This is a genomic window from Kitasatospora sp. NPDC056731 (assembly GCF_040687675.1).
Taxonomy (GTDB): domain Bacteria; phylum Actinomycetota; class Actinomycetes; order Streptomycetales; family Streptomycetaceae; genus Kitasatospora.
The window spans coordinates 268,398-293,411 of the sequence record NZ_JBFBNR010000003.1; the positions used below are offsets into that span (position 1 = coordinate 268,398).

General features: G+C 72.7%; 19 protein-coding genes, 1 tRNA gene and 1 pseudogene. 11 read left to right on the forward strand and 10 right to left on the reverse strand.

Annotated elements, in window-relative coordinates; genetic code table 11:
• Positions 1–50 precede the first annotated feature (50 nt).
• The 4 genes and pseudogenes from AB0R04_RS05325 to AB0R04_RS05340 all read left to right on the forward strand — a co-directional run bounded on the left by AB0R04_RS05325 (position 51) and on the right by AB0R04_RS05340 (position 5,918).
• Positions 51–2,273: a (Fe-S)-binding protein gene (locus tag AB0R04_RS05325; RefSeq protein ID WP_363368341.1), complete on the forward strand. Its 2,223-nt coding sequence runs from the start codon at positions 51–53 to the stop codon at positions 2,271–2,273.
• Between the two features lie 308 nt (positions 2,274–2,581).
• A pseudogene (locus AB0R04_RS05330) lies at positions 2,582–3,655 on the forward strand (NDP-sugar synthase); the annotation flags it as partial.
• A 208-nt stretch (positions 3,656–3,863) separates the two neighbouring features.
• Entirely contained in the window at positions 3,864–4,901 is a 1,038-nt protein-coding gene (locus AB0R04_RS05335) for a Yip1 family protein (protein ID WP_363368343.1), read from the forward strand.
• 126 nt (positions 4,902–5,027) lie between these two features.
• The gene (locus AB0R04_RS05340; RefSeq protein ID WP_363368345.1) at positions 5,028–5,918 is read left to right on the forward strand and encodes a metal-dependent hydrolase; all 891 of its coding nucleotides are present in this window, start codon (positions 5,028–5,030) and stop codon (positions 5,916–5,918) included.
• An 84-nt stretch (positions 5,919–6,002) separates the two neighbouring features.
• Here the strand turns inward: AB0R04_RS05340 and dcd are convergent, their stop codons facing one another.
• A complete protein-coding gene (gene dcd / locus AB0R04_RS05345) occupies positions 6,003–6,578 on the reverse strand; it encodes a dCTP deaminase (RefSeq protein ID WP_063348548.1) in 576 nt (191 codons plus the stop codon).
• A 72-nt stretch (positions 6,579–6,650) separates the two neighbouring features.
• Entirely contained in the window at positions 6,651–6,872 is a 222-nt protein-coding gene (locus tag AB0R04_RS05350) for a hypothetical protein (RefSeq protein ID WP_079135746.1), read from the reverse strand.
• Positions 6,873–7,147: 275 nt separating this feature from the next.
• On the opposite strand from AB0R04_RS05350, the gene AB0R04_RS05355 reads away from it, so the two are divergent.
• Positions 7,148–7,221 (forward strand) — tRNA-Gly (locus tag AB0R04_RS05355).
• A gap of 232 nt (positions 7,222–7,453) precedes the next feature.
• Positions 7,454–8,080 (forward strand): response regulator transcription factor, encoded by a 627-nt coding sequence (locus tag AB0R04_RS05360; RefSeq protein ID WP_363368347.1) that lies wholly within the window; start codon positions 7,454–7,456, stop codon positions 8,078–8,080.
• Here the strand turns inward: AB0R04_RS05360 and AB0R04_RS05365 are convergent.
• The 5 genes from AB0R04_RS05365 to lanKC form a co-directional block, all read right to left on the reverse strand.
• Positions 8,075–9,847 (reverse strand): ABC transporter ATP-binding protein, encoded by a 1,773-nt coding sequence (locus AB0R04_RS05365; protein WP_363368349.1) that lies wholly within the window; start codon positions 9,845–9,847, stop codon positions 8,075–8,077. The two genes, AB0R04_RS05360 and AB0R04_RS05365, sit on opposite strands and share 6 nt — an antisense overlap.
• Positions 9,848–9,879: 32 nt before the next feature.
• Positions 9,880–11,673, reverse strand: coding sequence for an ABC transporter ATP-binding protein (locus AB0R04_RS05370; protein WP_363368351.1), 1,794 nt, complete (start codon positions 11,671–11,673; stop codon positions 9,880–9,882).
• A gap of 148 nt (positions 11,674–11,821) precedes the next feature.
• A complete protein-coding gene (locus AB0R04_RS05375; RefSeq protein ID WP_363368353.1) occupies positions 11,822–11,938 on the reverse strand; it encodes a SapB/AmfS family lanthipeptide in 117 nt (38 codons plus the stop codon).
• An 86-nt stretch (positions 11,939–12,024) separates the two neighbouring features.
• Positions 12,025–12,141, reverse strand: a complete 117-nt coding sequence (locus tag AB0R04_RS05380) for a SapB/AmfS family lanthipeptide (protein WP_363368353.1) — start codon at positions 12,139–12,141, stop codon at positions 12,025–12,027.
• Positions 12,142–12,329: 188 nt separating this feature from the next.
• Positions 12,330–14,957: a class III lanthionine synthetase LanKC gene (gene lanKC / locus AB0R04_RS05385; RefSeq protein ID WP_363368355.1), complete on the reverse strand. Its 2,628-nt coding sequence runs from the start codon at positions 14,955–14,957 to the stop codon at positions 12,330–12,332.
• A gap of 462 nt (positions 14,958–15,419) precedes the next feature.
• Between lanKC and AB0R04_RS05390 the strand changes: the two genes are divergently transcribed.
• Complete coding sequence (locus AB0R04_RS05390) at positions 15,420–16,142, forward strand: ABC transporter ATP-binding protein (RefSeq protein WP_063351265.1); 723 nt, start codon at positions 15,420–15,422, stop codon at positions 16,140–16,142.
• A 5-nt stretch (positions 16,143–16,147) separates the two neighbouring features.
• The gene (locus AB0R04_RS05395; protein ID WP_363368357.1) at positions 16,148–18,685 is read left to right on the forward strand and encodes an FtsX-like permease family protein; all 2,538 of its coding nucleotides are present in this window, start codon (positions 16,148–16,150) and stop codon (positions 18,683–18,685) included.
• A gap of 88 nt (positions 18,686–18,773) precedes the next feature.
• Here AB0R04_RS05395 and AB0R04_RS05400 read toward each other — a convergent pair whose 3' ends face one another.
• Positions 18,774–19,859: a histidine kinase gene (locus AB0R04_RS05400; RefSeq protein WP_363368359.1), complete on the reverse strand. Its 1,086-nt coding sequence runs from the start codon at positions 19,857–19,859 to the stop codon at positions 18,774–18,776.
• Between the two features lie 453 nt (positions 19,860–20,312).
• Between AB0R04_RS05400 and AB0R04_RS05405 the strand changes: the two genes are divergently transcribed.
• Positions 20,313–20,711 (forward strand): tail fiber domain-containing protein, encoded by a 399-nt coding sequence (locus AB0R04_RS05405; RefSeq protein ID WP_363368361.1) that lies wholly within the window; start codon positions 20,313–20,315, stop codon positions 20,709–20,711.
• Between the two features lie 247 nt (positions 20,712–20,958).
• Positions 20,959–21,468 carry a hypothetical protein gene (locus tag AB0R04_RS05410; RefSeq protein ID WP_363368363.1) on the forward strand — a complete coding sequence of 170 codons (510 nt, stop codon included), beginning with the start codon at positions 20,959–20,961 and terminating at the stop codon, positions 21,466–21,468.
• A gap of 574 nt (positions 21,469–22,042) precedes the next feature.
• Here the strand turns inward: AB0R04_RS05410 and AB0R04_RS05415 are convergent.
• On the reverse strand, positions 22,043–22,693 hold the full coding sequence (locus AB0R04_RS05415; RefSeq protein WP_063348555.1) for a response regulator transcription factor: 651 nt from the start codon (positions 22,691–22,693) through the stop codon (positions 22,043–22,045).
• 91 nt (positions 22,694–22,784) lie between these two features.
• Positions 22,785–24,044, reverse strand: a complete 1,260-nt coding sequence (locus tag AB0R04_RS05420; RefSeq protein ID WP_363368365.1) for a sensor histidine kinase — start codon at positions 24,042–24,044, stop codon at positions 22,785–22,787.
• Between the two features lie 314 nt (positions 24,045–24,358).
• Between AB0R04_RS05420 and AB0R04_RS05425 the strand changes: the two genes are divergently transcribed.
• Positions 24,359–24,916: a heme-binding protein gene (locus AB0R04_RS05425; RefSeq protein ID WP_363368367.1), complete on the forward strand. Its 558-nt coding sequence runs from the start codon at positions 24,359–24,361 to the stop codon at positions 24,914–24,916.
• The last annotated feature ends 98 nt before the right edge of the window (positions 24,917–25,014 follow it).

The window sequence follows — 25,014 nt, forward strand, 5'->3', positions numbered from 1 at the left end:
AAGACCGTTCAAAGACCGCTCAACAGCAAGCCGCAGGAGACGGAGAGCCGATGCAGCTAGCAGCGATCGTCATCTCGCTGGTCACATTCGTGATCGGCACCGCGCTCGCCGCCCGTGCGGCGCTGTACATCTACAAAGTGGTGCGGACCGGCCAGCCGGACCCCACCCGCTTCGGCCGGCCCGCCCAGCGGGTGAAGACCGTCGCGGTCGAGTTCATCGGCCACACCCGGATGAACCGCTGGGGGATCGTGGGCATCGCCCACTGGTTCGTCGCCGTCGGCTTCTTCAGCCTGGTGCTGACCATCGTCAACGCCTTCGGCCAGCTCTTCGACGCCGAATTCGCGCTGCCGATCATCGGCCACTGGATGCTCTGGCAGCTCTTCGTCGAGCTCGTCGGCACCCTCACCACGCTGGGCATCGCGACGCTGATCGTGATCCGGCTACTCAGCCTGCCGTCCCGGTCCGGCCGCAAGTCCCGCTTCGCCGGCTCGATCGCCTGGCAGGCCTTCTACGTCGAGTACACGATCCTCGGCATCGGCCTGTGCATCCTGATGCTGCGCGCCCTGGAGGGCGCCCTCAACGGCGTCGACTCGTACGGGCCCGAGCACCTGGTCTCGTACCCGCTGGTCTCCGCCCTCAGCGGCCTGTCGCACGGCACGCTGGAGAACCTGATCTACCTTTTCGCGATGCTGAAGATCTGCATCTCGTTCGCGTGGGCGACCACCATCGGCATCAACCCCTCGATGGGCGTGGCCTGGCACCGCTTCCTCGGCTTCTTCAACATCTACTTCAAGCGCGAGGAGGACGGCGGCACCGCGCTCGGCGCCCTGCGTCCGATGGCCAGCGGCGGCCAGCCGATCGACTTCGAGGACCCGGCCGAGGACGCCGTCTTCGGCGTCTCCCAGGTCGAGCACTTCTCCTGGAAGGGCATCCTCGACTTCTCCACCTGCACCGAGTGCGGCCGCTGCCAGTCGCAGTGCCCGGCCTGGAACACCGGCAAGCCGCTCTCGCCGAAGCTGCTGATCATGAGCCTGCGCGAGCACGCCTTCGGCAAGGCGCCCTACCTGCTGGCCGGTGGCGGCAAGGACATGGAGGGCGAGGAGAAGGCCACCGCCGAGCAGCTCAAGGACGTCCCGGCGGCCGCCCTGGCCGAGGCCGAGCGCCCGCTGATCGGCACCGCGGAGGAGAACGGCGTCATCGACCCGGACGTCCTGTGGTCCTGCACCACCTGCGGCGCCTGCGTCGAGCAGTGCCCGGTGGACATCGAGCACATCGACCACATCGTCGACATGCGCCGCTACCAGGTGATGATCGAGTCCTCGTTCCCGACCGAGGCCGGGACGATGCTCAAGAACCTGGAGAACAAGGGCAACCCGTGGGGCATGGCCACCAAGGCCCGCCTGGACTGGGTCAAGGAGCTCAAGAAGGAGACCGGCATCGAGGTGCCGGTGATCGGCGAGGACATCGACCCCGCCGAGGTCGAGTACCTCTACTGGGTCGGCTGCGCCGGCGCCCTGGAGGACCGCGCCAAGAAGACCACCAAGGCCTTCGCCGAACTGCTGCACACCGCGGGCGTGAAGTTCGCCATCCTCGGCAAGGAGGAGTCCTGCACCGGTGACTCCGCCCGCCGGCTGGGCAACGAGTTCCTCTTCCAGATGCTCGGCGCGCAGAACGTCGAGACGCTGAACGCGGCCCTGGAGGACGCGCCGGTCAAGCGGATCGTCGCCACCTGCCCGCACTGCTTCAACACCATCGCCAACGAGTACCCGCAGCTGGGCGGCCACTTCGAGGTCATCCACCACACCCAGCTGCTGCAGCACCTGATCGACGAGGGCAAGCTCGTCCCGGTCAACCCGGTCGAGGGCCTGATCACCTACCACGACCCCTGCTACCTGGGCCGCCACAACAAGGTCTACAGCCCGCCGCGCGAGATCATGGACAAGGTCCCCGGTCTGCGCCAGCAGGAGATGCACCGGCACAAGGAGCGCGGCTTCTGCTGCGGCGCCGGCGGTGCCCGGATGTGGATGGAGGAGCGCATCGGCAAGCGGATCAACACCGAGCGCGTGGACGAGGCGCTGTCCCTCAACCCGGACATCGTCTCCACCGCCTGCCCGTTCTGCCTGGTGATGCTCTCCGACTCGGTCAACGGCAAGAAGAACGAGGGCGCCGCCAAGGAGCACCTGAAGGTGGTCGACGTCGCCCAGCTGCTGCTCGACTCGGTGAAGGCGACCCCGCCGGCCGGCGCCGAGGAGCCTGCGACGGTGGACGCGTAGCGTCCTCTGTTCGACAGTTCTGCTACAACTGCCCGGCCCGGTGGTCGCCGCGAGAGCGCCCGCCGGGCCGGGCTTTTGGGGGGCCGGGACGGGCCGGACCGGGGGTGGATCCGGGGCGGGACCCGTAGGGGAGTGGTGCCAATCGCACGGCCGCCTGAGTGTCCGCCCGTTGGGAGGAAATACAGTAGGCGGCAGACCGGCCTCGCGCCGGTCGACCCGTTCCGGACGGCCGGACGGGTCCAGACCACCGACGGAGGTATCGGCCCGCCGGGCCGGGGCCGCAGAGCACAAGGGGAACAGCGCAGACCATGACCGAGGCGATCATGCTGGTCGGTGGTAAGGGCACGCGACTGCGTCCGCTGACCACCCACACCCCCAAGCCCATGCTGCCGGTGGCGGGCGTCCCCTTCATCGCCCACCAGCTGGCCCGCGCGGCCGCCGCCGGCGTCACCCGCGTCGTGCTGGCCACCTCGTACCTGGCCGAGGTCTTCGAGGACCACTTCCAGGACGGCACCCCGTACGGCATCGAGCTGGTCTACCTGACCGAACGCGAGCCGCTGGGCACCGGCGGCGCGATCCGCAACGCGGCGTCCGGGCTGACCTGCGGCCCCGACGAGCCCGTGCTGGTCTTCAACGGCGACATCCTCTCCGGCGTCGACATCGCCGCCCTGCGCGACGGCCACGTGGCCGCCGGGGCCGACGTCACCCTGCACCTCACCCGGGTCGAGGACCCGCGCGCCTTCGGCCTCGTCCCGACCGACGCGAACGGGCGGGTGCTGGAGTTCCTGGAGAAGCCGGAGACGCCCGAGCAGATCGTCACCGACCAGATCAACGCCGGCTGCTACGTCTTCACCCGGTCCGTCATCGACCGCATCCCGGCCGGCCGCGAGGTGTCCGTCGAACGCGAGACCTTCCCCGAGCTGCTGGCCACCGGCGCGCTGCTGCGCGGCGTCGTCGACACCTCGTACTGGCTCGACCTCGGCACCCCGGCCGCGTTCGTCCGCGGCTCGGCCGACCTGGTGCTCGGCAAGGTCGACTCCCCGGCCGTCCCCGGCCCGACCGGCGACGCCCTGCTGCTGCCCGGCGCCACCGTCCACCCCGGCGCGGTGCTCAGCGGCGGCACCGTGGTCTCCGCGAACGCGGTGGTCGAGGCCGGCGCGATCGTCGAGGGCAGCGTGATCCTGCCGGGCGCGGTGGTCGGCCCGGAGACCCTGGTCAAGGACTCGATCGTGGGCGCCTTCGCCACCGTCGGCGCCCGCTCGGCGCTGGACGGCGCGGTGATCGGCGACGGCGCGATCGTCGAGTCCGACAACGAACTGCCGAACGGCATCCGGATCGCCTGCGGCACCCTGCTGCCGGTCGGCGCGGTCCGCACCTCGGCCGGCCCGGGCGGCTGCCCGGCCGGCACCGCCGCGGCCGCCGCGGTGCACGGGCCCTCGGTCAGCGCGCAGCGGTAGGACCCGGACCGGGCCGGGCCGCTGGCGCCGTCGGCGGCGGGATTTCGGCCGCGTTCGTCTCAGGCTCGCTGCAAACCGGCCCCGGCTCCGTCCAGGCCCCACGCGGATTGGGCCGGACGGGTACCGTCAGAGCGTGGCTGGTAATCGATACGACAGCGGGCAGGGCGCCGACCCCCACGGCGGGTGGGCGCCCCCTCCGCCGCCGGCGGGGCCCGGGGGGCACGGGCAGACGGACGGGCCGGAGTACTTCACGGCCCCGCACCGGGGCGTGGCCGACGGCCCCGACGGCACGCCCGGAGGCCCCGGCGCCCCGGGCCCGCAGGGCGGCTACGACCCGTACGCCGCCGACCGGCCCGGCGGCACCCGGGCCTTCCCGACCGGCGACCCGTACGCGCAGGAGCCGCCCCACCACGGGTACTACGACCAGGGCCAGTACCCCGGGCACCCCGGGTACCCGCAGGCGGGGTACGGCGCCGAGGGCTACGACCAGGGCTATGACCAGGGCGGACACCCGCAGGGCGACGGCTACGGCCAGGACGGTTACGGGCCGCAGCAGCAGCCGCCGTACGGCCAGGACAACGTCACCGTCTACCGGGCCGGCGGCCAGTCCGCCCCGCACGTCGCCGGGCCCCGCCCGCACTGGCGCGAACTGCTCATCGGCATCTTCCGCGCCCCCACCGCGACCTTCGACCGCGCCCGCGACCACCAGGTCTGGCTGCCCGCCCTCACCGTCTCGATGCTGTACGGCGCGCTCGCGGTGCTCGGCATCGGCCTGACCCACGACGACATCGTCGACTCGACCTTCACCGTCGCGCTGACCGGCATCGCCGCCGCCGCGATCGGCTTCGCCGTGGCCGGAGCGCTCTTCGGCGGCGTCACCTACGCGCTGGCCCGCCAGCTCGGCGGGGACGGCCCGTGGAAGTCGACGGTCGGCCTGGCCGCGCTGATCGGCTGGCTGACGGACGCGCCCCGGCTGCTGCTCGACCTGGTGCTGCCCTCGGGCAGCGCGGTCGTCCAGGTCGCCGGCTGGGCCACCTGGGCGTTCTGCGCGTACCTGCTGACCAGCATGGTCCGGCGGGTGCACGACCTGCCCTGGGGCAAGGCGGCCGCCGCCTCGGCGGTGCAGCTGCTCGCACTGCTGGTGCTGATCAAGCTGCCGACCCTGGGCTGACGGCCGGAGGGCACAATGGTGGGCGGATCCCGGTCAGGCCGGGGCCCGTCCACCCTCTTCACCCCCCTCAGCCTTCACCCCCTCGCCCCTCACTCCCTCACCCGTTCCACGTCACCGGAGCCAGGAATGACCCTCCCCACCACGCACGTCAGCTTCCCGGCCGGGGCGGTGACCGGCGAGTCGACGGTGATCGCGGTGCACCCGCTGGGGGACGGCCGGCACGCCGTCGTGACCGGGGCCACCCCGTTCCACCCGCTCGACCACACCTGGCCCGACCAGCCCGCCGACCTCGGCACCCTCACCGTCGACGGCACCGAGCTGGCCGTCGTCGACTGCCTCACCGGCGCCGTCGGCCCGGACGGCGGAACGCCGCTGGCCGGCGCCGACATCCCGGTCCGGCGCGGCGACGAGGAGTGGTCCTGGCTGGTCCTGCACGTCGTCGACACCGACCCCGGCGACCTCGTCGGACGCACCGCCGTCCTCGCCGTCGACGCCGACCGCCGGGCCGCCCTCAGCGCCTCGCACAGCGGCTGCCACCTGCTCGCCCTCGCCCTCAACGAGGCCCTCGCGCCGCGCTGGCGCAAGGACCCGGGCCGCTCCGACGCCCTCGGCCACCCCGACTTCGACAGCCTCGCGATGGCCACCTCGGTGATGGACACCGAGGCCAGCACCGACACCTACCGGCTCGGCAAGTCGCTGAAGAAGAAGGGCTTCACGGCGGACGCCACCGACGAGCTCCCCGCCCTCGCCGACGCCCTGCCTGCCCTCACCGAGGCCGTCAACACCCGGCTCGCCGCCTGGGTCGCCGCCGACGCCCCGGTCCGCATCGAGGTCCCCGGCCCCGAGCTCACCGCCCGCCGCCAGTGGCACTGCGAGCTGCCCGAGGGCGGCGCGCAGATCTTCTGCGGCGGCACCCACCTGCACCACCTCGGCGAACTCGCCGAACTCCGCACCGAACTGCGGCTCTCCGAGGACGGCACCGAACTGGTCGCCGTCACCCGCCCCAAGCGGGCCTGAGCACGCGGGAAACGCGACGGGCGGCCGCCCCTCGTCCGTCATCGGCGAGGGGCGGCCGCCCGTGCTGCGTGCGCTCCGCCCGGATCAGACGTCGGTGCGGTGGAAGTTCATGAACGAACGGGACGGCGTCGGGCCGCGCTGGCCCTGGTAGCGCGAGCCGTACCGCTCCGAGCCGTACGGGTGCTCCGACGGCGAGGAGAGCCGGAACAGGCAGAGCTGCCCGATCTTCATCCCCGGGTACAGCTTGATCGGCAGCGTCGCGACGTTCGACAGCTCCAGCGTCACGTGACCGTTGAAACCGGGGTCGATGAAGCCGGCCGTCGAGTGCGTCAGCAGGCCCAGCCGGCCCAGGCTCGACTTGCCCTCCAGCCGGGACGCCACGTCGTCGGGCAGCGAGATGACCTCGTACGTCGAGGCCAGCACGAACTCGCCCGGGTGCAGGATGAACGCGTCGTCGCCCTCGGGCTCCACCAGCCGGGTCAGGTCCGGCTGCTCCTCGGAGGGGTCGATGTGCGGGTAGCGGTGGTTCTCGAACACGCGGAAGAAGCGGTCGAGGCGCACGTCGATGCTCGACGGCTGGATCATCGCCGGGTCGAACGGGTCGACGACGACCCGGCCCAGGTCGATTTCGGTCCGGATGTCCTTGTCAGAGAGCAGCACGCTTCGAGGTTACGTGCACGACAGGGCCCCGGACGAATCCGCCCGGGGCCTGTTCCGTCCTCGCGTCGACCGTCAGGCCAGGAACTCCGCGGCCTCCAGCCGCAGCGCCCGGTCCAGTTGCGGCGCCGACAGCTCCCGCACGTCGGCCAGCACCGAACTCCTCAGCCGCCCGCACTGCGGACAGCGGATCAGCCGCCCGGGCCCGAGCCGGCCCGGACCGAGGTTCTGCATCGGGAACGTGGTGGTGCTGAACAGGTGCCCCTCGGCACAACGAACGACGGCGCGCTGCTCCATCGATCCCCTTCCCATCCCTAACCCAGTACTCACCCGTACTCATCGCGCCCCACGGGACCTCGCCCCGGGACAGCGTCACATTAGGGGATGCTCCGGACATTCCATACCGTGGCTCGCCGCCCCGAAACCCACCCGCCGGAGCACTCGTACGCGGCCCACACAGTACGCCCCCGCCCACCCCCACCCGCCCCACCATTCCCCGGGCGGGCCGTGCAACCACAGTCGCGAATGGGGTACAGTGACACTGGATTGAGCGGTCTCTGACGGCTCATCAGGCGGGCGTAGTTTAATGGTAGAACATGAGCTTCCCAAGCTTAGAGCGCGAGTTCGATTCTCGTCGCCCGCTCCAGTGGTAGAGCCGCAGGTCATCTGACCTGCGGCTCTTTTGTTGTCCGGACCACTTCGGGTCCGTTGTGCCGGATCCGTGTTCGTGGAGGGCCGGCCGTAGTTCGATCGGTTTCGCACTGTTGTTTCCGTCGCGCGCGGTAACGCATGGTGGATCAATCGGATACGGGCTGCCCGCAGCCCTGTTGTCTCATGGAGCCGCGCGGGCAGCGGTTGCCTGGCAGGGGAGGACGCAGATGATCAGGGTTCTGTTAGCCGAGGACATGACCATGGTGCGCAGCGCGTTGATGGCACTCCTCGCGTACGAGGACGACCTGGAGGTCGTCGCGGACGTCGAGCGTGGTGACCTGGTGGTGCCGACGGCTCTGCGGGTCCGGCCGGACGTGGCGGTGCTCGACATCGACATGCCCGGTCTGGACGGGCTCCGGGCCGCGGCCGAGTTGCACGAGAAGCTCCCGACGTGCGGGACGCTCATCCTGACCGGGCTGGCGAGACCCGCGCATCTGCGCAGTGCGATGTCCGTTCACGTGCTCGGGTTCCTCGGCAAGGACGCCCCGGCACAGGAGCTGGCTGCGGCGATCAGGAAGGTGGCGGCCGGCGAGCGCGCCATCGACCCGGAGCTGGCCCTCGCCGCCCTGGGGGCGCGTGAGAACCCGCTGACGCCCAGGGAGCTCGACACCCTGCGCCTGGCCGCGGAAGGTGCCTCCGTCTCGGAGATCGCCGCCCGGCTGTTCATTTCGGCGGGAACCGCCCGCAACCACCTGGCCGCCGCGGTGACCAAGGCGGGGGGACGCAGCCGGGTGGATGCCATTCGGATCGCCGAGGAGATGGGATGGCTGTCCGCCGGTCCTCGCCCCTCATAGGGCCCCGGCGCCGGCGGGTCGCTGCCAGTGGCCGGCCAGGTCACGGTAGAGCCCTGAGCGCGCCAGCAGTTCCTCGTGGCTTCCCACGGTGGCGTCCGTCCCGTCCATCACGAGGACTCGACGGGCCCGCAGAGCCGAGCTCATCCGGTGAGCGATGATCACCAGGGTTCCCGGGCGCCGGACGAACGCCTCCTCTGCCCGAGCCTCCGAGACCGGGTCGAGATGGCACGTCGCCTCGTCCAGGATGACGAGTTCGGCAGGCGACAGGTAGGCGCGGGCCAGGGCGATCTGCTGGCGCTCACCGGCCGAAAGCGCATCCGCCGAGACGGCGGTCCGGTAGCCGCCGAGCCGTTCGACCAGCCGTTCCAGACCGATGGCGGTCACGGCCTCCTCCCACTCGTTCGAGCTCGCGGCGGGGTTGAGGTAGGTCAGGTTCTCGGCCAAGGTCCCGGAGAAGACGTAGGCCTCCTGCGGGATCAGGACGCGGCGGTGGACCAGCGCGGCTGCGAGGTCGGGCAGCGGGCGTCCGTCGAACCGCACCTCGCCGCTCGTGGGCCGGAGGAGACCGGCGATCAGGCCGGCGAAGGTTGACTTCCCGATCCCGCTGGGGCCGACCACGACCAGGTGGTCCCCGGCTTCGATGACGAGGTCGAGGTCGCGCACCACCGGTTCGGCACCGGGGCCGTAGGCGAAGGTGACCTGGTTCAGCTCCACGCCGCGCCCGAGGCCGGTTCCGCCGTGCGCGGCCGCCGGTTGGTGGGGGCCTTCCACCGCCCCGGCCGCCGGGGCCTGCACGGCCGGAGTGGATTCCAGGATGCGGCGCAGGGTGACGGCCAGTCGGACACCGCTCCCGCCCAGGCCCTGGACGAGGGTCTGCAGCGCGGGTTGGAGTCCCTGCATGATGTAGGTGACCGAGCCGAGGAGGGCCCCGGCCGTCACCCCCTGCCCGGTCAGCCAGGATGCGCTGGACAGCAGGAGGACCAGCGGTAGCCAGCCGCCGACGGCCAGCACCATGGTCCGGTTCGCCGTCAGCCGGGCGATCCGCTGCGCTGCATCGGCCTGCCGGCGGACGGCCGCCTCCAGCCGGTCGCCCGTCCACCGTTCGGCGCCGGCGGCGGTCACGTCGCGCAGTCCGGCGATGACGGTGCCGGCCATCGCGGCGAGGTGCTCGTCCGCGAGGAGCAGTTCGCGCTGGCCGTCGGTCGTCCGGCGGAGCATCAGCGCCAGCAGGCCTGCTGCGGCGACCAGCGGCGGCAGGACCACGGCCAGGACCACGGGCTCCAGGAAGCACATGCCCAGCAGTGCGCCGCCCACCGTGAAGACGAACCTGCGGACGACCATGGTGATCCCGGCGTACGCCTCGCGGACGATCTCCACCTGGTGCGTCAGCCTGGCAACGCCCGAGGTGTCGGGACGCCCCGGAAGTGTTTCGACCGCGTGCAGCCCGCCGGTCACCACCCGCCGCACCAGCTCGTCCCGGAGGGGTTCCACCAGGGCCGCCAATCGCGGGTACACCTGGCGGGTCGCCCATGCGCCGAGGAAGACCGCGGCCCCGAGCAGTGCCAGGTAGGCCATCCCGGCCATCGGCCGGCCGGCGCCGAAGCCGGAGTCGACCGAGGCCGCCACCAGCCGGCCGGCGGCGAACCCGGGCACCGCCTCCACCATCGACCACAGCGCCAGTTGCCCGACCACGCGGGGCTGACGGCGAAGCGGGGCGATCAGCTCGGTCCGCAGCGGGACGGGTCGGCCGGCCGGCGGCCCGCTCACACCGCTCACACCGTTTATGCCGCTCACGCCGCTCATGCGGTCACCTCGGCCTGTCGGGGACGCTCCGCGGTGTGCTCCGAGCCGCCCCCGCCGGGCGACGGCTCGGGTTGGAACACGGCCCGGTACTCGGGCAGGCCCCAGAGCTCGCTGTGCGGGCCGACCTGCCGGATGCCGCCGTCGTCCAGCCACGCCACCAGATCGCACCGGGCAGCGGTGGAGGCCCGGTGGGCCACGATCAGGCGGGTACGGCTGCCCGACTCGGTGGTGAGGGCGGCACTGATCCGGAACTCGGTGACGGTGTCGAGGCTGGAGGTCGCGTCGTCGAGGATCAGGACCTTGCCCCGGTGTGCGAACGCCCGGGCCAGGCCGATCCGTTGGATCTCGCCCCCGGACATCGGCACCCTCCGGACGTCGGTGCGGTAGCCCTCCGGCAGCCGTTGGACGAACGCGTCGATGCAGGCGGCCGCGGCGGCCCGGGCGATTCGCGGCCGGTCCGCCTCCGCCGCGTCGCCGAGCGTGATGGCCTCCCCGACCGTCCCGCCCAACAGGGCCGGGCGTTCGAAGGCGTACGCGATCGCGCCGCGGAGCCCGTCGTGCGACAGATCCGGCAGCGGCACCCCGTCCAGCAGCACCGTGCCCCCCTGTGGGTCCGTCAACCGTCCGGCGACGGAGGCGAGTACGGACTTGCCCGCGCCGGAGCGGCCCACCAGGGCGAGTGAAGTCCCGCCGGGCACCGTCAGGTTGACGCCTTCGAACAGCGTCTCCTGCGCGACCCGCACGGTGACGTCGCGGAGTTCCAGACGCCCGGTGCCGGCCGGCAGCTCCCTGGTCCCGTACGCCATGGCGGGCTCCGCCAGGACCTCCTCGATCCGTCCGGCGGCGGCCCTGGCCCGGGCGATCCTGCCGAGGAGCATCGCGGTCATGCCGACTCCCGCGCCCAGGGCGGCGTAGCGGGCGGCGGCCAGCATCTCGCCGGGCGTGACGCGGCCCGCCGCCAGGCCGAACCCGGCGACCGAGAGCACGGCGACCTCCAACAGCGGCACCAGGAGGGCGCTTTGTGCCGCCACCTTGGTCTGTGCCCGCCAGAACCCGTGTCCGAGGCTGCTCAGTTCGGGGAGCGGGCGCAGGACCCGTTCCGCCTCCCGGTCCGCGGTCCCCGCCGCGGCGATGGTCCGCATTCCGCCCAAGGCCTCGACGAAGCCCGCGGCGATGGCCCCTTGGACCCGCTGGTAGCGGGCGATCAGGGCCGACATGTCCTGGGCGTACGACCGCAGGAAGAGGATCAGTGCGGGCATGCCGAGGAGGAAGGTCGCAGCCAGCCGCGGGTCGATCAGCCAGAGCGCGACGACGCTGGTGAGCGTCGGGATGACGGACAGTGCCGCCCACACGGCGGCCTCCCCCACGGCGCCCGCGTCCGCGGCGCCGCCGATCAGCCGGGTGGTGAGGTCGCCGGGGCCGAAACGGGCGGTGGCCCGCCCGCCCAGGGTCAGCAGATGGGCGAGTTGGGCGCGGCGCAGCCAGGCCGTGGCGGCGGCGGAGCTCCGGCCCGCCGCGAGGTCCGCCAGCACCTCGCAGACGATGAACAGGGCGATCGCGAAGGAGCAGGTGGTGATCCGCCCGTCCGCGGTGCGGCCGGCCATCGCGCTGTCCACCGCGGCGCCGACCAGGGCGGGGAGGAGCACCTGGGCCACCACGCTCCCGAGCGCCGAGAGCACCAGGAGGACGGCCCAGCCGCCGGCCTGCCGCGCCGTGCGCAGCAGCAGCCGGTCAGCGGTACGGCCGAGCCGGGGGTCGGCATGGTCGCCCGTTTCCAGGGAGTCGGTCATCGCTCTGCCCGTCCAGGTCGTCGCGGTGGACTGCTGAATCTTCGGCCGTGCGTCGACCGTGCGGAGGACGCGAGGCGCAGGCCACCCGGTCCTGGGCAGGTGCTTGCCCAGGACCGGGTGGCCTCACCGACTAATGGGTGAGTCGGCGTCAGTTACAGAACAGCCAGCTGGAGTTCGAGCAGTCGTTGCTCTGACCGCTGCCCATCGGGGTCATCTCCTCCGCCTCGGCGGGGAGTTCCATCGTCTGCAGGTCGAGCAGTGCCATGGTCGTTCCTTTCGGGTTGTCGTACGGGTGGTCGTACGGTGGTCAGTGCTGTGCCGGGTGCTGCGACCGAACCGAACCGGTCGGCGTCAGTTGCAGAACAGCCAGCTGGAGTTCGAGCAGTCGTTGCTCTGGCCGCTGCCCATCGGGGTCATCTCCTCCGCCTCGGCGGGGAGTTCCATCGTCTGCAGGTCGAGCAGTGCCATGGTCGTTCCTTTCAGGTGGATGCGGTCTTGCCCTTGTGGGCACCCTTCCGGGGTCGGAAGGGGGGTCTGTGGGGTGGCGGCGGGCGCGCGGCCCGGTGGAGGGCGTCGCCCGGCCGGGAGGGCTGCTGCGGCCGGCGGTCCGTACCGGTTCAGGCGGAGCCGGTGTGGTTCAGGCGGTCAGGGCCGGTTCAGGCGGAGCCGGTGCGGCCGAGGAACGGCAGGTGGACCGGGCCTTCGCCCAGGGCCGAGCCGAGGGCGAGCAGCACCCCCGCGGAGCCGGTGGCGAGGTCCATCGACAGCCGGAGCAGCTGCTCGCCGGGGTAGGCGAGGTGGCCCTGGTAGGAGAGGGCGTGCCAGGAGAGGGCCTTGATCTGCACGGCCACGTCGGGGTCGTCCGCCGGCCGCGGGTGCCGTGACGTCGAGGCGAGGTGCTGCAGGATGCCGGCCCTGCCGTTGAAGAGGCCGGACAGGACGTAGTGCTCGGACTGCGAGGAGATCCGGACCCCGGCGGTGGCGGTGCGGAACTGCTCGTCCTCGCGGTGCGCCAGGTAGAGCTCCAGAACCATCGCGAGGCCCGCGCTGCCGGTCGCGAGGTAGGGCATCGAGCGCCACCCCTCGTTGACGTGCAGGGCGCCGTCCCCGCGGACCAGGCAGCGGCGCAGGTCCTGCCTCAGCGCGGTGGCGGCCAGGTCCAGGAAGGCCTCGTCGCGGGTCTGTTCGTACAGTCGGACGAACATCAGGGCGGGTCCGGCGGAGCCGCGCATCAGCCCCGCATGCGGATGGCGTCCGCCGCTGGTCACGGGCACGTCGTCCGCTCCGCCGAGCTGGCCCGACACCAGGTCGGCGGCCCGGAAGGCGGCGTCGCGCAGCGAGGACTCCCCGGTGGCGTCGGCGAGGTGCGCGAAGTTGAGGGCGAGACCGGAGAGACCGCTCAGGAGGTCGGCCCCCAGGCTTTCCCAGGCCTCGGCGAGGCAGAGCTCGACCACCTTCAATGCCTCGGTCCGATGACCGAGACGGTCGAGGACGTGGGCCACGCCGTGCAGGCCGTCGTAGAAACCCAACCGGGCGCGCTGGTCCCTCCGCAGGGCGCGGTCCAGCAACCACTGTTCGTGTTCCGGGAAACGGCCGGCTCCGGTCACGTCCAGGGCGTACAGCACTCCGGCGGCGCCGTGGGCGAGGTTGAGTCCGCCCGTCTTGAACTGCTCGATGTCGCCGGGGAAGAGCCGGTCGTCACGGTCCGGGGTGGCGCTTGCCAGGATGGCGCTCGCCAGCGAGTCGCGGGTGCCTGCCCAGTCGGCCTGGCGCGGCGTCGGCAAGGGCGCTGCGGCCGGCCCGGAGCTGGAACCGGAACCGGAGCCAGAGCGGGAGCCGGCCCCGGAGCCGGCGCCGGTGGCGTCGGTGCGGGCCGGGCCGAGGATGTCCCGCACCGCGGCGTCGAGGAAGTCCGGTGGCACCGGGAACCGGGCGGCGATCTCCTCCGCCAGGTGCCTGGCCTTGCCGATGTCCTGGCGGAGCAGGGCGGTCAGGGGCAGGAACATCGCGAGCCGGATGCAGCCCAAGGCGTACCGGTCGATGTCGAACCCGGTCCGGTCGCGCGGCGCCGCGTAGGCGGGGTTGCCGAGCGCCGGTTTGGACTCGGCCTCCACCCCGGCCGCGACCTCGTAGTCGATCAGCGCGACGCGGCCGTCGGGCCGGACCATGACGTTGAACGGATGCAGGTCACCGAAGACCACTCCGCGCCCGTGCAGCGCGTCGACCGCTTCCTCGATGGCGCGGCAGATCCCGAGGGCCCAGTCCGTGTACTCGGCGATTTCCGCCTCGTCCGGCCTGGACTTGTTGTACGGGTAGCGCTGGCCGAAGAACTTGTTGAGCGGCTGGCCGTCCAGGAATTCCTCGACCAGGAAATGGTGGTCGCCGACCACGAAGTAGTCGATGGCCCTGGGCACGACGCTCAGTCCGGCGAGCCGTTCGAGGACGTCCCGCTCGCGTTGGAGCCGGGCGACCGCGTCCGCCCCATCGCTGGTCAGACCGGCGTGGGCCCGGGCCTCCTTGAGTACGATCTGCTGCCCGGTCCGTTCGTCCTCGCCGACGTAGAGGCCGCCGCCGTTCGAGAAGTGCAGCACCTTTTGGATCCGGTAGGGCAGGCCCTCGACCGACTCCTGCTGGCGGGCCCTCAGTTGGGGAGCCAGGAAGTCCGGAAGCGTCACCCACGGCGGGACGTGGAAGGCCGGGTCGCGCCGGTCGGGCACCAGCGTTCCGTCGGGCGTCTCGATGGCCTGGACGAGCAGGCCCTGGTCGGAGACCATGTGCCGCTCGGTGAAGCCGCCGTAGCGCACGTACAGCGGGCCGGTGTTCCAACGCAGGTCACTCAGGATGTAGGGCCCGGTCTCGCCCCCGATGCGGAGGTCGAGCGCCTCCAGCACGGCCTTCAGCTGGGCCTCGTCCCGCGGGTAGATGGTGACGAGCTTGCCGCTGGAGCCCCGGTGCGCGTACTTCATGTTCCGGGTGTGCAGGATGTGGCGGCCGGACAGGTGCTTGAACGCGATGCGCTCGGTGAGGCAGTGGTCCCAGACCTCGTCGAGAATCCTGTCGGCGTTCTCCGCTCGGCCGGACGTGTGGATCTTCCAGCCCTGCCCGGGCAGCGGCCTGCCGCCCTCGGGGCGGTATATCACCCAGTCACCGTTGCGGATCCGGTTCCAGCCCTCGGGCACCGCCCGGTCGGACAGGGCGAAATCCAGGCCCTCCTCCTTCAACTCGGTGGGCGAGTCGAAGAATGTCGGATCAGCCATACAGTACACATCGTAATGCTGGGACATCACTACCCCCGTGACTTCTTCGAAGTACTCCAAAGCAATGAGTGGCCGAACCGTCGGAAGTCCGGAAAACCGGACAGGAGCTATCTTCGCCGAATTCCGGAGGTTCGCGTTTGATTATTTCGAACAAGTACGATCCTGGCATCCGGGTGGCCTTTTGGCTACGAGGTACTCCATGAAATGCCCCATGCGATTCGCATGGATGTGTCCATGGGTTGTCCACTTCCGGACCCTCCCGGGCGGGCAGCCGACAGGCTTGGCAGCCGGTTGACCTGGGAAGGAACCTCTGGGGGCGCCGCTCGAACGCTGTCCGGAAGCCGTCGGAGGTCCAAGCGGGCGGTGTGGATTTGGCTAAGCTTGCGGTAAATGAGGGCAGGGCGCCACATCGAGGAGGGGATTCCCGTTTTCTCTCGGACTGCGGATTCCAGCGATCCGGAACAGGCCCATTCCACTTCGGAGCCGGACCTGGCGGTGCGGCTCGACGGGGTGAGCAAGGTGTACGGGCGCGGAGCGGGGGCCGTGCACGCCCTGCGCGAGGTGTCGATGGAATTCCGGCGAGGCGGGTTCACCGCGGTGATGGGGCCCTCGGGGTCCGGGAAGAGCACGTTCCTGCACTGCGCCGCCGGGCTCGACCGCCCGACCTCCGGGCAGGTCCGGCTGGCCGGCCTGGAGCTGGGGGCGCTCGGCGACACCGAGCTGACCGTCCTGCGCCGGCAGCGGATCGGTTTCGTCTTCCAGTCCTTCAACCTCCTGCCCTCCCTGACGGTCGAGCAGAACGTCACGCTGCCGTTGCGACTGGCCCGGCGCCGGGCGGACCGGGCCTGGCTGGGGGAGATCCTCGACCGGACCGGCCTCGCCGACCGGGTGCGGCACCTGCCCACCCAGCTGTCGGGCGGTCAGCAGCAGCGGGTGGCGATCGCCCGGGCCCTGGTGACACGACCCGAGGTCGTCTTCGCGGACGAGCCCACGGGCGCCCTGGACAGCACCACCGGTACGGAGGTCCTGCGGCTGCTGCGGCACGTCGTCGACGGACTGGGGCAGACCGTGATCATGGTGACGCACGACCCGGTCGCCGCCTCCTACGCGGACCAGGTGTTCTTCCTGGCGGACGGCTCCTTCGCCGAGGCACTCGCCAACCCCTCGCCCGAGCAGGTCGCGGACCGGATGACCCACCTGGGAAGGCGCTGAACGGCATGCTCCTACTGGCCTGGCAGACGGTGCGCGCCCGCAAGGCGGGCTTCGCGGGTGCTTTCGCCGCACTGTCGTTCGCCCTCGTCCTGACCGCCGCGTGCGGCGTCCTGCTGGAGTCCGCCCTGCGTGCGGGCACCCCCACCGAACGCTACGCGGCGGCCCCGGTCGTGATCGGAGGCTCGACCCGGATGGCCGACGTCGATCCGCTGATCGGAAAGCTGGCCGGACTGCCCGGCGCCGGGACCGTCGCTCCGGAGGTCTCCTTCCCCGCCGCCGTGATCACCGGATCGGGGCAGGTCCTCTCCGGCCCGCAGGGCGGGGCGTCCCTCGGGCACTCCTGGACCAGCGCCGTCCTCGCCCCCTTCCACCTGACCTCCGGTCACCCGCCGGCCGGCCCCGACGAGGTGGTCCTCGACGAGGCGACGGCCGCACGCGGCGGGCTCCGGCCCGGCGACCCCGTCCGGCTGGCCACCACCACCGCCCCCCGTGCCTACACGGTGTCCGGACTGGCCTCACCCCCAAGGGAGTTGGCCCGCCAGAGCGCCCTCTTCTTCAGCCCCGACCAGGCGGCCCGGCTCGCGGGCACCACCAAGGGCGCGGACGCGATCGGCATCACGGCACGGGACGGGGCCGACCCGCAGGCGCTGGCCGCGCAGGCCGAACAGGTCCTCGCCACGGCCTTCCCGGCCACCGGGGCGGAGCTCTGGTCCGGGCCCGAGGTGAGCACCGGCGACCAGCGGGGCGAGCGGGAGTTCTCGGGCGCACCCGGGCCCGGGGACGGCCTGGCCTCGCTCGCCGGGACCGTCGGCATCCTGTCCCTGTTCATCTCGGTGTTCGTGGTGGCGGGAGCGCTCGCGCTCACCGTCCAGCAACGCCTGCGGGAGATGGCCCTGCTACGAGCGGTGGGCGCCACTTCGGGACAGGTGCGGCGGATGATCGCGATGGAGACGCTGGTCCTGACCGTCGGCGCCGCGCTGGTCGGATGCCCGGTCGGGGTCGGCGTCGCCTCGCTGCTCCGCGGCGTACTCGTCGACCGCGGTGTGGTCCGCTCCGACGTCCCGCTCCACGTCGGGCCCACCGCGCTGCTGACCGTCGTCGGCGGGGTCGTCGTCACCGCGCAACTCGCCGTGTGGGCCTCCGCGCGCCGGGCGTCCCGGGTCGAACCGACCCAGGCTCTGCGCGAGTCCTCTGCGCCCGCGCCGCGGATCGGCTGGGTGCGGGCGGTGCTCGGGGCCGGGACGCTCGCCGTGTGCGCCGTGGTGCTGTCGTCCTCCACGGGCAGCCGGAGCGGGGCCGGCACGGCCGAGAGCATGGTCCTGCTGCTCCTTCTGGGGGTGGCGCTGCTCGGACCGGTGATCGGGCGGGTCGCCAGTGTGGTGATCGGTGGACCAGTGGGCAGGCTCTTCCCCGTGGCGGGGTTCCTCGCGTCCGCGGCCCTGCGTGCCCAGCCCCGCCGCTTCGCCGCCGCCGTCACCCCGCTGGTGCTGGCGGTGGCCTTCACCAGCACGGTGCTGTTCGTCCCCGGCGTCAAGGCCCAGGCCGCCGCGGCCGAGGACGGTCGAAGGCTGCGGGCCGACTACGTGGTCCAGGCCGACGGTGTCGGGCTCCCCCCGGACTTCGTCGCCGCGGCCCGCCAACTGCCCGGCGTCACAGCGGTCAGCGGGGTCGTACCCGCCGTGACCATGGTGTCCAACGCGTCGCCCGGCACCGCCGGCTCGCGGGGCGTCAGCGCCAAGGTGGTCGATTCCGCCGAGCTGTCCGAACTGCTCGACCCCGGGGTCACCGTGGGCTCGCTGGCCCAACTGCGCGGGGACGGCGTCGCGCTGGGGCAGCGCTCGGCCTCCGGACTCGGCGCCGGCGTCGGCACCAGGCTCCGGATCGGCTGGATGGACGGCAGCGAGAGCACCGCCACGGTGGTCGCCGTCTACGACCGCGACCTGGGGTTCGCCGACGCCCTCCTCCCCACCGAGTTCGCCGCCGCGCACACACCGGACCCCCTCGCGCCGACGGTTCTGGTCCGCTCCGCCCCCGACGCCGACCCCCAGCAGGTCGGCCGGGAGCTCCAAAGCCTCACCGCCGCCTACCCCATGGCCCGTACGAGCGACCGGGCCGCGTACGACGAAGCCCGCAGGCACCGGCAGGAGTCGGCCACGGCCGTCGGCCGGCTGCTCCTCGGCATGATCAGCCTGTTCACCGCCATCGCCGTCGTCAACACCCTGGTGATGGCCACGACCGAGCGGTTGCGCGAGTTCGCCCTGCTGCGTCTGGTGGGCACCACCCGCCGTCAGATCCTGCGGATGATGGCCTGGGAGGGGGGCATCACGGTCGGCGTGGCCCTCGTCCTCGGCGCCGCGGTCACCGCCGCCGTCCTGGTGCCCGTCAGCCTCGCGCTCACCGGTTCGGCCTGGCCGTCCGTATCCGCGGCCTGGGCGGCCGCGGTGCTGGGCGGGGCGGCTCTGCTGGGTCTGGGCACCGTGCTGCTGACCACCCGGCTGGCGCTGCGCAGGGAGCCGGTCGAGGCCATGGGGCTTCGGGAGTAGCGGGCGCCGTGCGGTCGTGGCCGTCGCCGCCGGGCGCCGCGCGGAAGTGGCCGTCGCCGTCGGGTGTCGGGCGGCCACGACCGCACGGTCAGCCGGCCCTGGACGTCGTCCTGGTCGGCGGGGCCGCGATGACCGCCGAGAGGTGGAACCAGCCGGTCTCGCCCTCTTCCGCGGTCAGCCGTCCCCCGACGGCGAGCAACCGCTCCGTGAGGTTGTCGATGCCCTGGCCGCCGCCGGGCTCCGCCGAGACACCCTCCGCCAGGACGCCGTCGTTGGAGACCACCAGGCTCACATCGCCGAGTTCGCCCCTGACGGCCCGGATCTCGCAGCGCCGGGCCACGCTGTGCCGCAGCATGTTGGTGACGGCCTCCCGCGTCACCGTCGCCAGTACGGCGTCGTGCTCGGGCGGCAGGGCGCCGTAGGCCAGGTCGACCTCCACGCTGATGCCGGCCGCCCGCAACGCCGAGGCGGCGAAGCGGGTTTCCCGCGCCAACGACATCTGGAGGTCGCCGCTGGAGATCCACCGGGTGTCGGACATCGCCTGTCTCACCATCGCCAGCACCTCGGAGATCTCCGCCCGGGCGCGCCGCGGGTCCTCCAGGACGGTCCGCTCGGCGATCTGGCACTTCAGTGCTGCCACGGAGAGGCTGTAGCCGAGCAGGTCGTGCAGGTCCCGGGAGAAGCGCAGCCTCTCCTGGTCCACGGCGCGCTCCGCCAGCTCGGTGCGGGCCGCCCGCAACTCCGCGGTCAGGTCGGCCAGTCGGGCCACGCCGTAGACGACGATTCCGCCCGCGGCCGTGGAGACGCTCGCGTTGAGACACTGCCCGACGTCGTCGCCCAGCGCCGCGTAGATCGGGTACTGGCCCGCCACCAGCAGGGTGAAGAGGATCCAGGACCTGGGTGCGGCGACGGTCAGGAGCATCGATCCGGCGAACGACCCGGGGATGCCGACCCACGCCCCGTCGAAGACCAGGAACGGCAGGTAGGTGATCACTCCGTGGGCGAGAAGGCTCCACGGCCACCACGGCCGCCTGTGGCGCCACGGGCCGGCGTGCAGAAGCTGAAAGCCGAGCAGGACCAAAAGGACTGTGGTGGCGGCCAGTTGGTACGAGAAGCCGTCGCGGTTGCGGACGGTGGCCACGACCGAGGCGGCGAAGAACCCGAGGGCCGCCATGACCACGATGCCCTTGGTGAGGCGGGACAGGGGATCTCTCGGGGTTGGCCGTTCGCCTGACGACTCCGAGTGGCGATCGTCGCCCAGTCGGTACGCACCGTGACCCAATGAGAGCTCCCGAAAAGCGACTTGACCCGCCATAGGCGCACAGAAGGCCCGTCGTTTACCTCAAGGACCCCCGTACTTCCGACCGTGAGCATAGTTCCCGTCGGAAACCCGCCGTTAACATGCGACCCCGGCCTTGAAATCCGAGGCTCAACGCCGGTTGCTCCTGCCAACTCCCCCTGGGCTTCGTGCCGATCGGCCCTCGACGGGTCGGCCGACGGCTCGGACAGGTGGTGCGGCGGTCGAATGCGGGTCCGGGCGGGGGCTTCACTCGATGGGGGGAAGCGTGGTGGCGGGATCCCCTATGTCCTGATTGTCGGACGCGGGCAGGTGGGGCGTTCGGGTGGGATGGGCGTCCCGATCGATCTGGAGCCGCTGAGCATGGGCCTGTTCCGACGCTCCGGGAAGGCGGCCCGGACCGCCCCGGAGCCCACCGAGACCGCCGCCGCTGTCACCCCGGCCGGGGCGGTCAACGGCCATCAGGTGCTGGAGACGGTCGTCGCCCTGCCCATCAGCACCTGGCGCTACCTGTGGGAGCCCGAGCAGGTGCGGCACATCGGACCGATGGCCCAGGACTGGCACGCCTCCTTCGACTTCCACCACGAGAACACCCGCGTGATCCCCGTCGTCGACGCCAACGGCATCGCCCTGGTCTGCATCCAGGCCCTGAATCGGCGCATCGACGAACTCACCACCGAGGTCCGGCGCCTGCGCGAACTCACCCAGGACGGCGAGCCGGGCCGGTGAGTGGGACGCGACCCCTGGTGGCCGCGGGTGGGATGCGGGGGCGCGGGAGGGGCGTGCGGGAGGGGTGCGGAAGAGGGTGTGGGAACGGTAAGAGGCGGAACTGTCCGTCCACGCCCACCGTCCAAGCAGTGGACGGAATCCCGGCCCGGTCTGAACACCGGGAGGAGCGCGGAGGGGACCAGTGCAGCCAGGTGGTGCCGAACTGAACGTCGGATTCCCGGGTGGAAGCCGAGGCGGTGCGCCGGTCGTGCCACCCGCCCGGTGGCCCGGCCCAGCGCCGGCGGTCGATCAGCTCGAAGCCGCCGAGCGCTGCGAGACCCTGCTTCAGGACACCCTGGACGCCGTCCGGCCGGCGCCGGTCTGGCAGGGGGCGGCGCCCAGAGCGGGCGCGCGGCTGTCGCTGCCGGGGCGGGACCCGGACCTGCGCTGGTACGTCACCCGGGGGCGGGACATCCTCACCATCGTCTCGGCGGTCCGGCGGGCGGCACTGGTGGACGCGGTCGAGCGGCACTGGCGGCAGCGCGGCTGGACGATCACGTCGCTGAACGCCGGCCGGAGCCGCCCCGGGGTTGCCGCCGCCACTCTGGACGGTTATCAACTGGCGCTGACATTCGGCGAGTTGGGTGAGGCCGGACTGACCGCGAGCTCGCCCGGGGTGGCTCGCTCGGAGCGGCTGCCGTCGCTGCAGGGCGCGGGCGGTCGCGGCCCGGCGCCGCTGCCGAACGTGTGCTGCCCGTACTGGAGCGCGATGGTCTAGCCGGCTGCGGAAGAGCCGGAAGAGCCGGAAGAAACGGAAGGCGGCTGAGGGTCGCGCACGCAGGGGAGGCGCGGAGCGAGTCCCCCCGGACTCGCTCCGCACCGCCTCGTCGCGCGGCTTCGCGCTGCCGCTCCCCCCGACTCCCCGGCAGCCCCGCCGTTCCCCCCTGGCAGCACCCTCCGGCGAGAGCGGTCCGCACAGGCCCCGGCGAGCCCCCACCCCCGGGGACGTCGTTGGTATCACGTTAACAAACCGCGTGGTTGGTTTGTCAATAGCGGGGTCCACGAAAAATCCACAAACGTGATGGTCGGTCCGGAAGGTCCTGTCAGGCGCCGGACCAGCGGGTTGAGGCCCGACAGGGCGCCCGGCGACCCCTCGGCGGGCGCGCGGCGGGCGCCGGTACGGGCGGCGGGCCGGGCGTGGGCCGTGCTGGAATCCGACATTCCGAGCATCATGGCAGCACGCAGTGACACCACGCGAGCGCTGAGCGCAGCGGATGCGTCCGGCGGTGCCCCGGCGGGCTGATGCGGAGTGAGTTCACCGACGGGCCGGGCCCGGCGTACGTGAGCGCCCGTCAGCGCAGCAGTCGGCGCTCCTTGGCCACGGCCACCGCGCCGGCCCGGGTGTCCACCCCCAACTTGTCGTAGATCCGGCCGAGATGGGTCTTCACGGTGGCCTCGCTGATGAACAGCGCCCGGGCGATCTCCCGGTTGCCCAGCCCCTGCCCCAGCTGCGCGAGGATGTCCTGCTCGCGCTCGGTGAGCTGCGGTGCGGGCGCCCGCATCTGCGCCATCACCCGGGAGGCGACCGGCGGCGAGAGCACCGTGCGGCCCCGGGCGGCGGCGTGCACGGCGGCGAACAACTCCTCCGGCCGCTCGGCCTTTAGCAGGTACCCGGTGGCGCCCGCGGCGATCGCCCGGGTGATGTCGGCGTCGGTGTCGTAGGTGGTGAGCACGAGCACGTGCGGGCCGCCCGGGGTGGCGGTGATCCGCCGGGTGGCCTCCACCCCGTCGATGCCGTCGCCGAGTTGGAGGTCCATCAGCACCACCTGCGGCGCCAGCCTGGCGGCCAGCGCGACCGCCTCCTCCCCGGTGCTCGCCTCGCCGACCACTGCGATGTCGCCCGCGCTGGCGAGCAGTGCCAGCAGGCCGGCCCGGACCACCGCGTGGTCGTCGCAGACCAGCAGCCGGACGGGGGCGTCGGTGGGGGAACCGGTGGTGCTCATGCGGCCACCCCGCCGAGCCCATCGCGGCAGGAGCACCAGGAGCGCCCGTCGCACCCCGCGCGCCGGTCGGGGTCGGGTCCGGTTCGTTCGCTCATCGGTGCTCCAGGGGGATCGCGGCGGAGACGACGGTGCCCTCGCCGGGGGTGCTCTCCACGGCCAGGGTGCCACCGAACTGCCGCAGCCGGGCGCGCATCGCGGGCAGCCCGTACCCGCGGCCGCCGGCCGCCCCGACCGCGCCAGGGTCGAAGCCCCGCCCGTCGTCGGCGACGTCCAGGACGGCCTGGTCGCCCAGGTAGGACAGGGTGATCGCCGCGGCCGACGCTCCGGCGTGCTCCCGGACGTTGGCCAGCGCGCCCTGGGCGATCCGCAGCAGCGCGGACTGCGCGGCGGCGGGCAGCGGGACGGGCGTGCCGTCCAGGTGGAAGCGGACCGGCAGACCGCTCTCGGCGGCCTCCCGCCCGGCGAGCGCGCGCAGCGCCTGGTCGAGCGGACGGCCGTCGGCGAGTTCGGCCGGCGCGAGGTCGTGGACGAAGCGGCGGGCCTCGGCCAGGTTGCGGGCCGCCACCTCGGCGGCGGTCCGGACGTGGGTGCGGGCGGTCGTCGGCTCGGTGTCCCAGGTGCGCTCGGCGGCCTGCAGCAGCATCTGCTGGCTGGACAGCCCCTGGGCCAGGGTGTCGTGGATCTCCATGGCCAGCCGCTCGCGCTCCGCGTGGGTGCCCTCCCGCCGTTCGGTGGCGGCGAGTTCGCGCCGGGTGCGGACCAGGTCGGTGATCAGGGCGCGCTGCCGGGCGTCCTGCCGGTCCATGAACAGGAACACGCCGGTGGCGAGCGCGGTTACCGCGAACGGCAGCAGGACGAGGGTGGCGTCCGCCCCGCCGGCCAGCCGGAGTTCGGCGATCACCACCAGCAGCGTCAGGGCCGCCACGAGTGGGATCGCCGCCCGGGCGGGGAGCGTGCGCAGCGCGGTGTAGATCAGCGGGACGGCGCACCAGGCGAAGCTCGGCGCGAGCAGCACCAGCACCACCCAGAGCGCGACCACCAGCGCCAGCGGCCACCGGCGCCGACGCGGAACCCGTCTGCCGGGCGCAGCTTCAGCCCCGGGCGCGGGCACTGGTGACGGTGGAGGTGGCGGGTGGCGGTGCGCGAGCCAGGAGCCGGCCGGCTGGGCGAGGGCGAGGGCGATGCTCAGCCCGATCACCCAGGGGATCCGGGGGTTGCCGGGGTGGTGGGTGAGGTAGCGGCTGAGCGAGGCGGCGAGCAGCAGCAGGAAGGCGGAGTCGAGCAGTACCGCCAGGCGGCCCGCGTCCGGGTCGCCGGTGTCGTGACCGGCGGCGGGGCGGGGCTGCTGCACGGCTGGCTCCTGGCTGGACGGGCGGTCGGCACCTGGCAAGCGATCGGCAACGGGGCGGGCACCGGCCGCCTCGACGGTGCGCCCGGTGCGCCCGGCGCACCGACCTGCACCGATCCCTCGATGGTGGCCCGGCCGGCCCGGTCCCGCATCAGCCGATCGGTTGACGGGGTTGTCCTCCATCATGCCCGCGCGGTCGCGCCGGAGCGTCGATGTGGCGGGCCCCGCCCCGGCCGGAGGATCGAGGTGGAGCCGGGCGGACCCCCTGCCGCCCGGCGGCCCCGATCCCGTTCGCCGATCCGCTGAGGAGCTGGACCATGAAGAAGATCTCCGTGCGCACCCGGGTGCTGACCGGCACCCTCGCCGCCGCCGCGCTCGCCGCCACCGTGGGCGCCGTCTCGGCCAGCGCCGAGACCTCCGAGACCCCGGCCGCGCCGGCCGCGGTGAAGGTCGACACCCAGAACAAGAACCTCGCCCAGAGCACCGGTCTGACCCTCGACGCCGCGACCCGCGCCGCCCAGGCGACCCTGGACGCGGCGGCCAAGGCCGGCCAGCACGTCTCGGTCGCGGTCGTCGACCGGGACGGCGTCACCCGGGTGCTGCTCAAGGGCGACGGCGCCGGCCCGCAGTCCCCGGAGTCGGCGCAGCGCAAGGCGTTCACGGCGGTCTCCTGGAACGCGCCGACCTCGGAGCTGACCAAGCGACTGGCCCAGGCCCCGACCCTCAAGGACATCCCGGGCACGCTGTTCCTGGCCGGCGGCGCCCCGGTGCAGTCCAAGGGCGCCCCGGTCGCGGCGATCGGTGTCGCGGGCGCGCCGAGCGGCGACCTGGACGAGCAGTTCGCGCAGGCGGGTGTCGCCGCACTGGCGAAGTGACCCCCTGGCCGGTCGGCCCGTCCCCTGATGCGCGGGGCGGGCCGACTTGCGGGTCTGCTTCAGCGCGCGGTCGAAGAGGATCGCCGCCGAGATCGACA

Bases quoted from the DNA above. Each gene is read 5' to 3' on its own strand.
- AB0R04_RS05325 (WP_363368341.1), top strand. From the start codon at position 51: ATGCAGCTAGCAGCGATCGTCATCTCGCTGGTCACATTCGTGATCGGC.
- AB0R04_RS05340 (WP_363368345.1), top strand. From the start codon at position 5,028: ATGACCCTCCCCACCACGCACGTCAGCTTCCCGGCCGGGGCGGTGACC.
- AB0R04_RS05350 (WP_079135746.1), bottom strand. From the start codon at position 6,872: ATGGAGCAGCGCGCCGTCGTTCGTTGTGCCGAGGGGCACCTGTTCAGC.
- AB0R04_RS05360 (WP_363368347.1), top strand. From the start codon at position 7,454: ATGATCAGGGTTCTGTTAGCCGAGGACATGACCATGGTGCGCAGCGCG.
- AB0R04_RS05370 (WP_363368351.1), bottom strand. From the start codon at position 11,673: ATGACCGACTCCCTGGAAACGGGCGACCATGCCGACCCCCGGCTCGGC.
- AB0R04_RS05375 (WP_363368353.1), bottom strand. From the start codon at position 11,938: ATGGCACTGCTCGACCTGCAGACGATGGAACTCCCCGCCGAGGCGGAG.
- AB0R04_RS05380 (WP_363368353.1), bottom strand. From the start codon at position 12,141: ATGGCACTGCTCGACCTGCAGACGATGGAACTCCCCGCCGAGGCGGAG.
- lanKC (WP_363368355.1), bottom strand. From the start codon at position 14,957: ATGTCCCAGCATTACGATGTGTACTGTATGGCTGATCCGACATTCTTC.
- AB0R04_RS05395 (WP_363368357.1), top strand. From the start codon at position 16,148: ATGCTCCTACTGGCCTGGCAGACGGTGCGCGCCCGCAAGGCGGGCTTC.
- AB0R04_RS05400 (WP_363368359.1), bottom strand. From the start codon at position 19,859: ATGGCGGCCCTCGGGTTCTTCGCCGCCTCGGTCGTGGCCACCGTCCGC.
- AB0R04_RS05405 (WP_363368361.1), top strand. From the start codon at position 20,313: ATGGGCGTCCCGATCGATCTGGAGCCGCTGAGCATGGGCCTGTTCCGA.
- AB0R04_RS05415 (WP_063348555.1), bottom strand. From the start codon at position 22,693: ATGAGCACCACCGGTTCCCCCACCGACGCCCCCGTCCGGCTGCTGGTC.
- AB0R04_RS05425 (WP_363368367.1), top strand. From the start codon at position 24,359: ATGAAGAAGATCTCCGTGCGCACCCGGGTGCTGACCGGCACCCTCGCC.